Here is a 13,321-nt window from a genome sequence, read left to right on the forward strand (position 1 = left end):
GGACCGCGACGCGGCCGATCGACGAGGGTGACAGGCTCGGAGATCGCCAGGCCAGCGACCGCGGCGGGTGTGCGGACGTCACGACACGTTGGCTTGCGTCGTCCCGGGTGAGACCGGAGGCGGCGAATGACCGCCACTGAGGCGGGTGAGGGCGTTCGGCGTACCTGCCGGAGGCTGCCCGCCGGTGGCAGAGGAGAGCGCATGCTCGACACCGAAGACACCAGCTCCACGCTCGCAGGCGAGGACAACCCCGGCGCGCAACCCGCCGCCGAGGCGGGCGCGGAGCAGACCACCGCCAAGAAGACCGCTGCGAAGACGGCGAAGAAGGCACCCGCCAAGAAGGCCGCTGCCAAGAAGACGACGGCGAAGAAGGCCGTTGCGAAGAAGACGCCGGCGAAGAAGGCCGCCGAGGCCCCGGACCCGGACTCCGCTGCTGACTCCGGCGCCGATCAGCCCGCCCTGGGCTTCGACGAGCCGGCCGCACCGGCTCCCGCGAAGCGCACGACCAAGAAGGCCGCGGCCGAACCCGCCGCCAAGAAGGCCGCGGCGAAGAAGACCGCCGCGAAGCGCACGACCAAGAAGGCCGCCGCAGCGCCCGCGCCCGCGGACGAGGCTCCGGCCGACACCCCGACCACCGAGGAGGCCGCCGCACCGAGCGGCCCCGTGGTCGCGCCCGGCGTGAGCGCGCCGCTGTTCCAGGCCCCCACGACTCCCGCGCGCCGGCGTACGCGCAAGGCCGCCGCTCCGGCCCCCGCCGAAACTGACGTTGCTGCGGAGAGCACGGCCGACAGCGCTCCCGAGAGTGCTCCTGAGAGGGCTGCCGAGCCCGCGACGACGCCCGCCGCCAAGCGCGCGGCCCGCAAGAGCGCTGCCAAGAAGGCGGCGGCCGCCCCCGAGGAAGCTGCCGCCGACGAGGCCACGCCAGCGCAGGACTCGGCCGACGGGGCCGCTCCCCCCGCGAAGAAGGCCACTCGCACCCGCAGCCGCGCCCGCAAGCCGGTCGAGATCACCGAAGCGGCTGCTGAGGAGTCCGAGGAGCCGACCGACGAGGCCACCGACGAGGCCACCGACGAGGCTGTTGTCTCGCAGGTGCCGGCGGAGACCACGGCCGGCGACACCGACACGGACGGTGACGACTCCGACGACGACGGCGACGGCTCCGACGACGAGCAGAGCGAGGGCAGCGGCGGCACGCGCCGCCGCCGCCGACGTGGGGGCCGGCGCCGGCGCCGCTCCGGTGGCGGCGGGGGTGACAGCTCCGCCAACGACACCGACGACAACGACGACACCGACGGCCCCGACAGCAGCGACGACGAGAGCGGTTCGGGCGCCGACGCCTCTGCCACGAAGACCGGTGACGCGTCCGGTGACACGGCGGGTGACTCCGACCAGGACTCCGGTGACGGGTCGGGCGAGGGCGGCTCCGGATCGGGCTCGCGGCGCCGCCGGCGCCGGCGTCGCTCCGGTGAGGACGCCGACAACGGGGGGTCCTCCGACGACCCCGAGAAGACCGTCACCCGGGTCCGCCGCCAGCGCAGCGCCGAGGACGAGATCACCTCGGTGTCGGGCTCGACCCGGCTGGAGGCCAAGAAGCAGCGTCGCCGCGAGGGTCGCGAGGCCGGTCGCCGGCGCGCGCCCATCGTCAGCGAGGCCGAGTTCCTCGCGCGCCGCGAGTCGGTCGACCGCAAGATGGTTATCCGCCAGCACAAGGACCTCACGCAGATCGCGGTGCTCGAGGACGACGTCCTGGTCGAGCACTACGTCGCCCGCGAGTCCCAGACGTCGCTGATCGGCAACATCTACCTCGGCCGGGTGCAGAACGTGCTCCCGTCGATGGAGGCGGCGTTCGTCGACATCGGCAAGGGCCGCAATGCGGTGATCTATGCCGGTGAGGTCAACTGGACCGCGCTCGGGGCCAAGGACGGGCCGCGCAAGATCGAGAGCGTGCTGAAGTCCGGCCAGCAGGTGCTGGTGCAGGTCAGCAAGGACCCGGTCGGCCACAAGGGTGCGCGGCTCACCAGCCAGATCAGCCTGCCGGGCCGCTTCCTGGTCTATGTCCCCGACGGGACCACCAGCGGGATCTCCCGCAAGCTCCCCGACACCGAGCGCACCCGGCTGAAGAACCTCCTGAAGGAGATCGTCCCCGACGGCGCGGGCGTGATCGTGCGCACGGCTGCCGAGGGCGCGACCGAGGAGGAGCTGCGCCGCGACGTCGAGCGGCTCACCGCTCGGTGGGAGGACATCCAGTCCAAGATCGAGAAGGGCAACGCCCCGACCCTGCTCTACGGCGAGCCCGACCTGACGCTGAAGGTCGTGCGTGACCTCTTCACCGAGGACTTCGCGAGCCTGGTCGTCTCCGGCGACGAGGCGTGGGACCTTGTGAGCACGTACGTCGAGCACGTCGCGCCCGAGCTGATGGAGCGGGTGTCGCGCTACGACGCCGGCGACGGCAAGGACGTCTTCGCCGACCTGCGGATCGACGAGCAGATCGCCAAGGGTCTCGACCGCAAGGTCTACCTGCCCTCCGGCGGGTCCCTGGTCATCGACCGCACCGAGGCGATGACGGTCGTCGACGTCAACACCGGGAAGTTCACCGGTTCCGGGGGCAACCTCGAGGAGACGGTCACCAAGAACAACCTCGAGGCCGCCGAGGAGATGGTCCGCCAGCTCCGGCTGCGCGACATCGGCGGCATCATCGTCATCGACTTCATCGACATGGTGCTGGAGAGCAACCGCGACCTGGTGCTGCGCCGGCTGGTCGAGTGCCTCGGTCGTGACCGCACCCGGCACCAGGTCGCCGAGGTGACGTCGCTCGGGCTGGTCCAGATGACGCGCAAGCGCATCGGCACCGGCCTGCTCGAGGCTTTCAGCGAGGATTGCGAGCACTGTGCCGGCCGCGGTCTGGTCCTGCACGACATGCCCGTCGAGCAGAAGCAGAAGCGTGAGGACGAGCCGCGCCGCAACCGCCGTGGTGGCGGTGGTGGTGGATCCGGCAACGGCTCCGGCGGTGCTGGCGGCTCCGGCGGATCGGGCGGCGGCGGTCGCAACCGCGGCCGCGACGGTGACGACGGACAGAAGGCCGACAGCCGGCCCGTGCCCTCGCCGAAGGTGGTCGCCGCCATGGCGCGCCCGGAGAACGCCGAGCGGGTCGCTTCGGACGAGTCGGACACCGTTGCAGCGCCGGACACCGTTGCGGCGAGCCAGCCGGAAGCCTCGCCCGAGGTCACGCAGCCCGAGGTTCCCGTGATGGAGACGCCGCAGGTCGGGACCACGCAGACCCGCACCGGGCGTGCCCGGGCCGGGCGGAAGGCGACCGCTCCCGCCGCGACCCAGGCGTTGGAGCCGACCCCGGCGCCCACCCCGGAACCCACTCCGGAGCCGACGCCGGAACCCACTCCGGAGCCGGCCACCGACGTGGCTGGTGACGTGGAGTCGGCCGTCCCCACGGTAACCGAGCCCAAGCTCACCAGCACCGTGCGTCGTCGCGGTGCGCGTCGGGCCGCCGGCCCGCCGCCGGTGGTCCCGGCGCCCGAGGTCGACGCCGACGCGATCGCCCCGGTCGGCGCGGGGGAGTCCTCGACGTCCGAAGACGAGGCGCCCGTGCACGTCCCCGTGAAGCGCAAGGGCGCGCGCAAGCGCTGAATCGGGCCACAGCCCCCAGCAACGCGACGGGCCGCCTCCGAGTCGGAGGCGGCCCGTCGTCGTACGCGCGAGGGGAACGGGTCAGGCGGACTTGAACCAGGCGCTGGACTCGGACTTGAACAACAACACGATCGCCGCGATGGTCAAGATGACCTGCACGAGCGAGAGGATCAGCAGGATCACCGGGCCGCTCGGGTTGGTCAGGGTCAGCAGGACCCCGAGGACGCTGAGGACACCCAGGACCGTGAAGACGATCCGAGCCCAGTTGGCGCCCTTGCCGATGAAGACGGCGACCAGCACCATGAGCCCGACCCCGACGACGAGGCCGAAGATCACGCTGGCGATGGCACCGCCGCGGGCCGCGCTCTCACTGAGCTCCATGGTCGCATCAGCGTTCTCGAGCGCGGCGTCGACGAGGTCGTCGAGGTAGACGAAGGTGAGCAGGGCACTGATGACACCCAGCGCGATGCCGGCCCAGATCAGCTTGAGGGCGGTGTCCACAGCGGAGGGTCGCGGGCCACGGTTGCTGCCCGGTTGGTAGACGGGCTCGGGGCCCTCGGACGGATACGGCTGGTACTCGGTCATGGTGCGACCCTAGACTCTTCGCGCCCCGTGGAACGCTCGTCCCCAGGTCGTTTTGCGATCTGTGCCGGTGGTTGCGTAGACTCGTCCCTCGGTGCGTTGACACGTGCCTGCACCTTCGCGCCTCCCGCATCAGCGGGGTGAGTCACGCGGAGGCCGAACTACCCGACGAAGAGAGTGAGCACGCGGTGTACGCGATCGTGCGCAGTGGCGGTACGCAGCAGAAGGTTGCTGTTGGCGACGTCATCGAGATCGACAAGGTGGCAACCCCGGTTGGGGAGAAGGTCACCCTGCCCGTGGTGCTCCTCGTCGACGGTGAGTCGGTGACCAGCGGAGCCGACAAGCTGGGCAAGGCGGCTGTGACCGCCGAGGTCCTCGGTGGCACCAAGGGCCCCAAGATCATCATCCAGAAGTACAAGAACAAGACCGGCTACAAGAAGCGCCAGGGTCACCGCCAGAAGTACACCCAGGTCAAGGTCACCGACATCTCCGCCTGAGTCCCCCCGGACCGGCGACCCCACCAGCGCGAGCGAGGACGGATCCCCCATGGCACACAAGAAGGGCGCGGCGTCGACCAAGAACGGTCGCGACTCCAACGCGCAGCGGCTCGGCGTCAAGCGCTTCGGCGGACAGCTCGTCAACGCGGGCGAGATCATCGTCCGTCAGCGCGGCACGCACTTCCACCCCGGTAGCGGCGTCGGTCGCGGTGGCGACGACACCCTGTTCGCCCTCGTGGGCGGCGCGGTGCAGTTCGGCACCAAGCGCGGCCGTCGCGTCGTCAACATCGTCCCGGGCGAGTGATCTGACGCTCACCGGCACACTGCGTACTTCCCACGAGGGCGTCCCGACCACGGGGCGCCCTCGTGCTGTTCCCACCTGATCCACGCACCTGATCCACGCAGCTGATCCCATCGCCTGACCCATCCCGACCCCCAGGAGTCCCCATGGCCGTCCCGACGTTCGTCGACCGGGTGACCCTCCGGGTCAGCGCCGGCAACGGAGGCAACGGGGTCGCGTCCGTCCACCGGGAGAAGTTCAAGCCCCTCGGTGGGCCCGACGGCGGCAACGGCGGCCGCGGCGGCTCGGTCATCCTGCGCGTCGACCCCGACGTGACCACCCTGATCGACTACCACCACTCCTCGCACCGCAAGGCCGAGCACGGCCGCCAGGGCGCCGGCGCCCACCGCAACGGTGGGCACGGCGAGGACCTGGTCCTCGCGGTGCCGGACGGCACGGTCGTCAGCACCGCCGACGGCACGGTGCTCGGCGACCTCGTCGGACCGGGCAGCGAGATGATCGTCGCCGAGGGCGGCCGCGGGGGTCTCGGCAACGCCGCGCTGGCCTCGGCCAAGCGCAAGGCGCCCGGGTTCGCGCTGCTCGGCGAGCCCGGTGAGGAGCGCGACATCGTGCTCGAGCTCAAGGTGGTGGCCGACGTCGGTCTCGTCGGCTTTCCCAGCGCCGGCAAGTCAAGCCTCATCGCCGCGCTGAGCCGGGCTCGGCCCAAGATCGCCGACTACCCCTTCACGACGCTCGTGCCCAACCTCGGTGTCGTCAGCGCCGGCGACGTCACCTTCACCGTCGCCGACGTACCCGGCCTGATCGAGGGCGCGAGCGAGGGGCGCGGCCTGGGCCACGACTTCCTGCGCCACGTCGAGCGGTGCGCCGCGCTGGTGCACGTCATCGACACCGCCACCATGGAGCCCGGCCGGGAGCCGATCGCCGACCTCGACGTCATCGAGAACGAGCTCGCCCGCTACGGCGGGCTCGAGGACCGTCCGCGGCTGGTCGCGCTCAACAAGATCGACGTCCCCGACGGCCAGGAGATCGCCGACATGGTCGTCGCCGACCTGCGCGAGCGGGGCTTGCGGGTCTTCCCGGTCAGCGCGGCCTCCCGCGCCGGCCTGCGCGAGCTGTCGTTCGCGATGGCGGAGATCGTCTCGGCCGCCCGGGCCGAGCGTCCCGCCGCACCGCCCACCCGGATCGTGATCCGTCCGCAGGCCGCGACCGGCAGCGGCGAGGAGTTCACGGTGAAGGAGACCGCCGAGGGGTGGCGCGTGCGCGGCGAGAAGCCGGAGCGCTGGGTGCGCCAGACCGACTTCAGCAACGACGAGGCCGTCGGGTTCCTGGCCGACCGGCTCAACCGGCTGGGCGTCGAGGACGCCCTGGTCAAGGCGGGTGCGGTCGAGGGCGACGCCGTCCTCATCGGACACCCCGACAACGCCGTGGTCTTCGACTTCAAGCCGGGTCTCGACGCGGGCGGCGAGATCCTCGGACGCCGCGGCGAGGACAACCGGTTCGAGGAGTCGCGGCCCGCAGCGCGGCGCCGCCGCGCCATCGACGAGGCGTTCACCGAGCGCGCGCCGGGGGAGACCCGGGCCGACGTCGCGCGCCGGCTCGCCGAGGAGGGCGTGCCCGCCGACATGATCGAGCAGGTCGCTCGCGACCGGGGCGAGGAGCTGGCCGAGGACTGGTGGCAGGCTGGATGGGACGACTACGACCCCGACGCGCGCGGCGGCGCCGCCGACCCGGACGATGACTGAGCTGACGATGACTGAGCGTCCGGAGGTCCTCGCGGCCAAGCGGGTCGTCGTCAAGGTCGGCTCGTCCTCCCTCACGACCGCCGCCGGCGGGTTGGACACCGAGCGGCTGAGCGCACTGGTCGAGGCCGTGGCCGGCGTACGCCGTGGGGGTGCCGAGGTCGTGCTGGTGTCGTCCGGTGCCATCGCTGCGGGCCTCGCCCCGCTGGAGATGCCGCGTCGGCCCCGCGACCTCGCGCGCCAGCAGGCAGCGGCCGCCGTCGGCCAGGGCCTGTTGGTGCACCGCTACACCGAGGAGCTGGCGCGCTTCGACCTGATCGCCGGCCAGGTGCTGCTCACCGTCGACGACGTCACCCGTCGCAGCCACTACCGCAACGCCTCGCGCACCTTCGAGACACTGCTCGACCTCGGCGTGATCCCGATCGTCAACGAGAACGACACCGTCGCCACCTCGGAGATCCGCTTCGGCGACAACGACCGGCTGGCGGCACTGGTCGCTCACCTCGTCCGGGCGGACCTGCTCGTGCTGCTGTCCGACGTCGACGGCCTCTACGACGCCAACCCGGCCTCCGGATCCGCCTCGCTGATCCCCGAGGTCGCCGGGGCCGACGACCTCGCGGGCGTGCAGGTCGGCAAGACGGGTGCGGCCGGACTGGGCACCGGCGGGATGCAGACCAAGGTGGAGGCCGCCCGGATCGCCACCGGTGCCGGCATCCCGGTCGTGCTGACGTCCGCGCCGCAGGCAGGTGCCGCCCTCGCCGGCGAGCCCGTGGGCACGCTCTTCCGTCCGACGGGGCGCCGCCGCCCGGCGCGGTTGCTGTGGTTGGCCCACGCCACCGAGCCGGCCGGCACCCTGCAGCTCGACGCCGGCGCAGTGCGGGCCGTCGTCGAGCGCCGTGCCTCGCTGCTGCCCGCCGGGATCACCGGCGTCCGGGGCAGCTTCGTCGCCGGTGACCCCGTCGACCTCGTGGACCCCGATGGCACTCCCGTGGCGCGCGGCCTGGTCAACTACGACGCCGCCGAGCTGCCCGAGCTGCTGGGCCGGTCCACCCGCGAGCTGTCGGCGAGCCTGGGATCGGCGTACGAGCGCGAGGTCGTCCACCGCGACGCGCTGGCGGTCCTCGCCCGGGCATCCCGCTGAGCGTCGGCGACGCATCACGACCTTGGGAAAACCCGCCCTGGCAGGCACCCGAGGGTGCACACTCGAGCAGACGGGGTGGAGGCACGAACGCGAAGGGGTGAGCAGGGTGATCACGCCCAGGCTCTGGCATGTGACGCTCAGTGTGAGCGGCCAGCCGATGGAGGAGCCGATGGTGGCGCGCGCACTCCAGCGTCTCAGCGAGCAGCGTCCCATCGTGCACGGCCTGCGCTGCTCCGGCGACCACGCCGAGATCCAGTTCTGGGAGGAGGGCGAGAGCCTCCTCGACGTCGCCTCCCTGGCACTGCGCGTGTGGATGGAGCACCGGTCGTCGGCCGGCCTCCCGCGCTGGGAGCTGGTCGGGCTCGAGATCGTCGAGCGTGACCTGCACGCCTCGCGCGCGCCGGAGGCCACGGGGGCCGACGTCGTCCAGCTGCACGAGGTCCGGCCGACGTCGTTCTGACCTCGTCGGACCCAAGACCTAGGCTGGAGGCATGAGCACGGCAGTCGCCCCCCCATCCGGTCATCAGCCCGACCGCCAGTCCGACGAGCAGTCCGACCAGCAGTCCGACCAGCAGGTCGCCGACCTCGCGCGCCGGGCGCGGGTGGCGGCCAACGAGCTGGCCACGGCGACCCGGGCCACCAAGGACGCCGCCCTGCACGCGATGGCAGCCGCCCTGCTCGAGCACGCCGAGGAGATCCTGACAGCCAACGCCGAGGACGTCGCCGCTGCGCGCGCCGACGGGACGCCCGAGCACATCATCGACCGGCTCAGCCTCGACCACGCCCGCCTCGCCGGGATGGCCGACGGCCTGCGCGAGGTCGCCGGTCTGGCCGATCCGGTCGGGGAGGTCGTGCGCGGCTCCGTCCTGGCCAACGGGCTGGAGATGCGCCAGGTCCGCGTGCCGTTCGGCGTGGTCGGCATCATCTACGAAGCCCGTCCCAACGTCACCGCGGACGCCGCCGGCATCTGCCTCAAGAGCGGCAACGCCGTCCTGCTGCGGGGGTCCTCGAGCGCGAAGCGGTCCAACCTGGCGATCGTCGAGGCCCTGCGGGCGGCGGCCGTCGCGTCGGGTCTGCCTGCTGACGTCGTCCAACGGGTCCCGGCGGAGAGCCGGGCCAGCGCGCAGCAGCTGATGCGCGCCCGCGGCCTCGTCGATCTGCTGATCCCGCGCGGCGGCGCCGGCCTGATCCGGTCGGTCGTGGAGGAGTCCACGGTGCCGGTGATCGAGACGGGCACCGGCAACTGCCACGTCTACGTCGACGCCGAGGCCGACCTCGACATGGCGTTGCGGATCGTGCTCAACGCCAAGACCCACCGTCCCTCCGTCTGCAACGCGGCGGAGTCGCTGCTCGTGCACGCCGACGTCGCAGACGCGTTCCTGCCGCGCGTCGTCACCGCGCTGCAGGAGGCCGGCGTGACGATCCACGGCGACGAGCGGTTCGCGGCGTACGACGGCGTGGTCCCCGCGACCGACGCCGACTGGGCCGAGGAGTACCTCGGCCTGCACATCTCCGCAGCCGTCGTGGCGGACCTCGAGGCCGCGGTCGCCCACATCCGGCAGTGGTCGTCGGGCCACAGCGAGGCGATCGTCACCGGCTCGCAGGCCGCAGCGCGCCGGTTCACCGCCGCCGTCGACTCGGCTGCCGTGATGGTCAACGCCTCGACCCGCTTCACCGACGGTGGCGAGTTCGGCTTCGGCGCGGAGATCGGGATCTCGACCCAGAAGCTGCACGCGCGCGGCCCGATGGGCCTGCCGGAGCTGACCTCGACGAAGTACGTCGTGGTCGGTGACGGTCAGGTCCGCTGAGGACGCTAGGCTGTGCCCATGCTCCAGTCGCTCCTGCTCGCAGCCGAGACCGCCTCCGAGGGTGGCATCAACCCGATCGTCGTCGGCGCCCTGTCCCTCGGTTTCCTGCTCCTGCTGCTCTTCGGCCTGCTCGCCTTCGCCGCGGGGCGCGACCACTCCTGAGGTCCCGCTGAGCGGCTCGCGCGACTCCACGCCCCCGGCCCCCCGACGTCGCGTCGGGGTCATGGGCGGCACGTTCGACCCCGTCCACAACGGGCACCTGGTCGCGGCGAGCGAGGCGCAGTACCTCCTCGACCTCGACGAGGTCATCTTCGTCCCCACCGGCCGGCCCTGGCAGAAGGCCGACCGCGACGTCTCCTCGCCCGAGCACCGCTACCTCATGACGGTCATCGCGACCGCAGCCAACCCGCGCTTCACCGTCTCCCGCGTCGACATCGACCGGCCGGGTCCGACGTACACGATCGACACGCTGCGCGACCTGCACGCCCAGCTGCCCGACGACGACCTCTACTTCATCACCGGTGTCGACGCGCTCGGCGACATCCTCGGCTGGCGTGACGCCGAGGAGCTGTTCGCGCTGGCGCACTTCGTCGGCTGCACGCGGCCCGGACACGAGCTCGATGACGACGTCCTGAAGCGGGTGCCTGCCGAGCGGGTGACGGTGCTGGAGATCCCCGCCCTGGCGATCTCCTCGACCGACGTACGCCGGCGCACGGCTGCGGGCAAGCAGGCGTGGTACCTCGTCCCCGACGGGATCGTGCAGTACCTCACCAAGCACCACCTCTACCAGGCCACCCCACCGACCGCACCTCCCCAGGGAGTCAAGTGACCGCCACCGACCGCGCCCTCACCCTGGTCCACGCCGCCGCGCGTGCGGCCTCGGACAAGCTCGCCGAGGACATCCTCGTCTTCGACGTCTCCGAGCAGCTCTTCATCACCGACTGCTTCCTGCTCTGCTCTGCTCCCAACGACCGGCAGGTGCGCGCGATCGTCGACGCCGTCGAGGAGGCGCTGCGCGAGCTCGACGCCAAGCCGATCCGGCGCGAGGGGGAGCGACAGGGTCGCTGGGTCCTGCTCGACTACGCCGAGGTCGTCGTCCACGTGCAGCACGCCGAGGAGCGCGAGTTCTACGCCCTCGAGCGGCTGTGGCGCGACTGCCCGCTGGTGGAGCTGCCGGCCGACGTCGTCAGTGAGCGCTGAGACTGTCGTCGACAGTGGGCGCTGAGCATCCGGTCGAGGTCCACCTCCTCCGGCACGGTCGCACGGTCTGGAACCTCGAGGGGCGCGCCCAGGGGCACACCGACGTCGAGCTCGACGAGGTGGGCCACCGCCAGGCCAAGGCTGCGGCGGCGACCCTCGCCCGCCTCGAGCCGAGCCGCATCCTCACCTCGGACCTGCGGCGCGCGACCCAGACCGCGGCGTACGTCGAGCAGGAGACCGGCCTGCGTGCCGTCCTGGAGCCGCGGCTGCGCGAGACCTCCTGGGGCGTGCGCGAGGGCCTGACGCTGGCGGAGTTCGCCGCGCAGCACCCCGCCGAGCATGCCGCCTGGGAGGCGTCGGGCCGCACCGTCGCGATCGCCGGCGGCGAGGCCGAGGCGGACGTCCTCGTGCGCGTCCGTGCCGCGATGCGCGACCTCGTCGCCGGTGCGACGCCGGGGGAGCGGGTCGTGGTGATCTCCCACGGTGGCGCCCTGAAGAGCGCGGTGGCTGCACTCCTCGACTGGCCCGATGCCGACCCCACCCGCCTGCGGGGCATGGCCAACTGTGCCCTGACGCGGGTCGACGTGCACCGCGGACGCGGCACGCTGGTGAGCTACAACGTGCCGACGAGCGTTCATTAGGTCGTCGAGTGCCCCGAACGGAGTGAGGGGTGTATCGAGACGTCGTGGGTCGCACAGGACCCCGATTTCCCCTGGCCCGAGGGGCCTTGTATTGTTCACGCGTTGCCCGGAGACGGGCGGCGGGGCTGTGGCGCAGCTGGTAGCGCACCTCCATGGCATGGAGGGGGTCAGGGGTTCGAGTCCCCTCAGCTCCACCGAAGGTCTTCCTCACGACGCCGCGGCGTCGAACTCCTCGGTCACCAGGGCCATGTTGACCACGCTGCCGGTCATCGTGCCGGCCCCGATCGCGAGCGGCACGTTGGCGCCGGGGTTCACGACGTTGCCCGCCGCCCAGATCCGCGGGTGGCTGGTCTGGCCGACACCGTCGACGGCGAGGTAGCTGCCCATCGGGTTCTCGGCGCGCTCGAGCCCGAGTTCCTCCAGGAACCCGTCGTGGGGGAGCAGGGCGCCGCCGGTGAAGATCGCGTCCAGCTCGACGACGGACCCGTCCGTCAGGCGGACGCCGGAGATCGCCGTGCCCTCGCCGAGGACCTCGACGACAGCCTCACGGACCAGGCGCACGCCGCGGCTGCGCAGCCGTGCCCCGACGTCCGTCTCGAGCGGCTCGATGGCGGCGGTGAACAGCGTCACGTCGGCGCTCCACTGCCGCACGAGCTGGGCCTGGTGGAGGTTGAGCGGGCTGGTCGCCAGCACGCCCAGACGCTGACCGCGGACCTCCCACCCGTGGCAGTACGGGCAGTGGAGGACGCTGGCGCCCCACCGCTCCGCCAGCCCGGGGATGTCCGGGAGCCGGTCGGTGAGCCCGGTGGCGACGACCAGGGCGCGCGTGGAGGCCTCCTCGCCGGTGGCCAGGGCGACCCGAAGCCCGCCGGTGAGCTCCTCGACGCGCTCGACCGACCCGTCGCGCACCTCGACGCCGTACTCCACGACCTCCTTGCGCCCGCGGCGCAGGAGCTCGGCGGGGTCCAGGCCCTCGTGCCCGAGCACGCCGTGCATGTGTGCCGCGTAGCGGTTGCGCGGCTGGCCGGCGTCGATCACCAGCGTGCGGCGCCGCGCCCGTCCCAGCATCAGTGCGGTCGCGAGCCCGGCGGCCCCGCCGCCGACCACGATCGCGTCCCAGTCGGATGTCTGTTTCATCGTGTCCATGCGACTAGGGGACGCCCGCCATGGCAAGATGGGCAAACAATCTTGCAGAATCAGCAAGGGGGCGCGATGGAGGAGCTGCGTCGAGTCGGCCCGCGGCTGCGCGTGCTGCGTCAGGACCGCGGGTGGACCCTCGACGACCTCGCGGAGCGGGCCGGGATGTCTCCGAGCACGTTGTCGCGGCTGGAGTCCGGCAAACGGCAGGCGAGCCTGGAGCTGTTGGTCCCGCTGACGCGGGAGTTGGGCGTGCGGCTCGACGACCTCGTGCAACCCGCGCAGCACGACCCGCGCGTACGCCGGTCGACGATCCGCCGCGGCGGGCTGGTGATCGTGCCGCTGTCGCCGGAGGGCGCGCCCTTCGCGACGTACCGGATCACCTATCCGCCGCGGGCCGACCCGCCGCCGTCACGGACCCATGAGGGCTACGAGTGGGTCTACGTGCTCAGCGGCCGGCTGCGCCTGGTGCTGGGGGAGCAGGACCTCGTGCTGACCCGGGGCGAAGCCGCGGAGTTCGACACCCGGACGCCTCACAGCCTCTCAGCGACGGGTGGCCGGCCGGCGCACGTGCTGAGCATCTTCAGCCACGACGGCGAGCGGATCCACCTGCGGACGGGCGCCGACTGAGAC

Annotated in this window: 14 protein-coding genes and 1 tRNA gene; 13 read left to right on the forward strand and 2 right to left on the reverse strand. The window is 72.3% G+C overall.

The features are described 5' to 3' along the window. Window positions 1-201 precede the first annotated feature (201 nt). Window positions 202-3,642 carry an Rne/Rng family ribonuclease gene (locus tag J2S59_RS10855; protein ID WP_306825109.1) on the forward strand — a complete coding sequence of 1,147 codons (3,441 nt, stop codon included), beginning with the start codon at window positions 202-204 and terminating at the stop codon, window positions 3,640-3,642. A gap of 81 nt (window positions 3,643-3,723) precedes the next feature. Here the strand turns inward: J2S59_RS10855 and J2S59_RS10860 are convergent, their stop codons facing one another. Beyond that, the gene (locus J2S59_RS10860) at window positions 3,724-4,227 is read right to left on the reverse strand and encodes a hypothetical protein (protein ID WP_068118190.1); all 504 of its coding nucleotides are present in this window, start codon (window positions 4,225-4,227) and stop codon (window positions 3,724-3,726) included. Between the two features lie 185 nt (window positions 4,228-4,412). Between J2S59_RS10860 and rplU the strand changes: the two genes are divergently transcribed. The 11 genes from rplU (at window position 4,413) to J2S59_RS10915 (ending at window position 11,745) form a co-directional block, all read left to right on the forward strand. Beyond that, the gene (rplU, locus tag J2S59_RS10865) at window positions 4,413-4,721 is read left to right on the forward strand and encodes a 50S ribosomal protein L21 (RefSeq protein WP_068118193.1); all 309 of its coding nucleotides are present in this window, start codon (window positions 4,413-4,415) and stop codon (window positions 4,719-4,721) included. A 49-nt stretch (window positions 4,722-4,770) separates the two neighbouring features. Beyond that, entirely contained in the window at window positions 4,771-5,025 is a 255-nt protein-coding gene (gene rpmA / locus J2S59_RS10870; protein WP_068118196.1) for a 50S ribosomal protein L27, read from the forward strand. Between the two features lie 143 nt (window positions 5,026-5,168). Next, window positions 5,169-6,764 carry a GTPase ObgE gene (gene obgE / locus J2S59_RS10875; RefSeq protein WP_306825110.1) on the forward strand — a complete coding sequence of 532 codons (1,596 nt, stop codon included), beginning with the start codon at window positions 5,169-5,171 and terminating at the stop codon, window positions 6,762-6,764. A gap of 7 nt (window positions 6,765-6,771) precedes the next feature. Further along, window positions 6,772-7,902: a glutamate 5-kinase gene (gene proB, locus J2S59_RS10880; protein ID WP_181641910.1), complete on the forward strand. Its 1,131-nt coding sequence runs from the start codon at window positions 6,772-6,774 to the stop codon at window positions 7,900-7,902. A gap of 130 nt (window positions 7,903-8,032) precedes the next feature. Further along, on the forward strand, window positions 8,033-8,362 hold the full coding sequence (locus J2S59_RS10885; protein WP_181641909.1) for a DUF8830 family protein: 330 nt from the start codon (window positions 8,033-8,035) through the stop codon (window positions 8,360-8,362). Between the two features lie 31 nt (window positions 8,363-8,393). Further along, entirely contained in the window at window positions 8,394-9,710 is a 1,317-nt protein-coding gene (locus tag J2S59_RS10890; RefSeq protein ID WP_181641908.1) for a glutamate-5-semialdehyde dehydrogenase, read from the forward strand. An 18-nt stretch (window positions 9,711-9,728) separates the two neighbouring features. Further along, on the forward strand, window positions 9,729-9,872 hold the full coding sequence (locus tag J2S59_RS10895; RefSeq protein ID WP_181641907.1) for a hypothetical protein: 144 nt from the start codon (window positions 9,729-9,731) through the stop codon (window positions 9,870-9,872). A gap of 61 nt (window positions 9,873-9,933) precedes the next feature. After that, window positions 9,934-10,539, forward strand: coding sequence for a nicotinate-nucleotide adenylyltransferase (nadD, locus tag J2S59_RS10900; protein ID WP_068120460.1), 606 nt, complete (start codon window positions 9,934-9,936; stop codon window positions 10,537-10,539). Next, window positions 10,536-10,910, forward strand: coding sequence for a ribosome silencing factor (rsfS, locus tag J2S59_RS10905; RefSeq protein ID WP_068120458.1), 375 nt, complete (start codon window positions 10,536-10,538; stop codon window positions 10,908-10,910). Before nadD ends, rsfS begins: the two co-directional genes overlap by 4 nt. Before the next feature lie 14 nt (window positions 10,911-10,924). Continuing rightward, the gene (locus J2S59_RS10910; protein ID WP_306825111.1) at window positions 10,925-11,551 is read left to right on the forward strand and encodes a histidine phosphatase family protein; all 627 of its coding nucleotides are present in this window, start codon (window positions 10,925-10,927) and stop codon (window positions 11,549-11,551) included. A gap of 121 nt (window positions 11,552-11,672) precedes the next feature. Next, a tRNA-Ala gene (locus J2S59_RS10915) sits at window positions 11,673-11,745 on the forward strand. Between the two features lie 13 nt (window positions 11,746-11,758). Here J2S59_RS10915 and J2S59_RS10920 read toward each other — a convergent pair. Continuing rightward, window positions 11,759-12,688 carry an NAD(P)/FAD-dependent oxidoreductase gene (locus J2S59_RS10920; RefSeq protein WP_068116499.1) on the reverse strand — a complete coding sequence of 310 codons (930 nt, stop codon included), beginning with the start codon at window positions 12,686-12,688 and terminating at the stop codon, window positions 11,759-11,761. A 75-nt stretch (window positions 12,689-12,763) separates the two neighbouring features. On the opposite strand from J2S59_RS10920, the gene J2S59_RS10925 reads away from it, so the two are divergent. Beyond that, complete coding sequence (locus tag J2S59_RS10925) at window positions 12,764-13,318, forward strand: helix-turn-helix domain-containing protein (RefSeq protein ID WP_068116501.1); 555 nt, start codon at window positions 12,764-12,766, stop codon at window positions 13,316-13,318. Window positions 13,319-13,321 lie beyond the last annotated feature (3 nt).

The sequence above is a fragment of the Nocardioides massiliensis genome, from assembly GCF_030811215.1.
GTDB classification, from domain to species: Bacteria; Actinomycetota; Actinomycetes; order Propionibacteriales; family Nocardioidaceae; genus Nocardioides_A; species Nocardioides_A massiliensis.

Bases quoted from the DNA above. Each gene is read 5' to 3' on its own strand.
- obgE (WP_306825110.1), top strand. From the start codon at position 5,169: ATGGCCGTCCCGACGTTCGTCGACCGGGTGACCCTCCGGGTCAGCGCC.
- J2S59_RS10925 (WP_068116501.1), top strand. From the start codon at position 12,764: ATGGAGGAGCTGCGTCGAGTCGGCCCGCGGCTGCGCGTGCTGCGTCAG.
- J2S59_RS10855 (WP_306825109.1), top strand. From the start codon at position 202: ATGCTCGACACCGAAGACACCAGCTCCACGCTCGCAGGCGAGGACAAC.
- J2S59_RS10890 (WP_181641908.1), top strand. From the start codon at position 8,394: ATGAGCACGGCAGTCGCCCCCCCATCCGGTCATCAGCCCGACCGCCAG.
- J2S59_RS10860 (WP_068118190.1), bottom strand. From the start codon at position 4,227: ATGACCGAGTACCAGCCGTATCCGTCCGAGGGCCCCGAGCCCGTCTAC.
- J2S59_RS10920 (WP_068116499.1), bottom strand. From the start codon at position 12,688: ATGAAACAGACATCCGACTGGGACGCGATCGTGGTCGGCGGCGGGGCC.
- rpmA (WP_068118196.1), top strand. From the start codon at position 4,771: ATGGCACACAAGAAGGGCGCGGCGTCGACCAAGAACGGTCGCGACTCC.
- nadD (WP_068120460.1), top strand. From the start codon at position 9,934: ATGGGCGGCACGTTCGACCCCGTCCACAACGGGCACCTGGTCGCGGCG.
- proB (WP_181641910.1), top strand. From the start codon at position 6,772: ATGACTGAGCGTCCGGAGGTCCTCGCGGCCAAGCGGGTCGTCGTCAAG.
- J2S59_RS10895 (WP_181641907.1), top strand. From the start codon at position 9,729: ATGCTCCAGTCGCTCCTGCTCGCAGCCGAGACCGCCTCCGAGGGTGGC.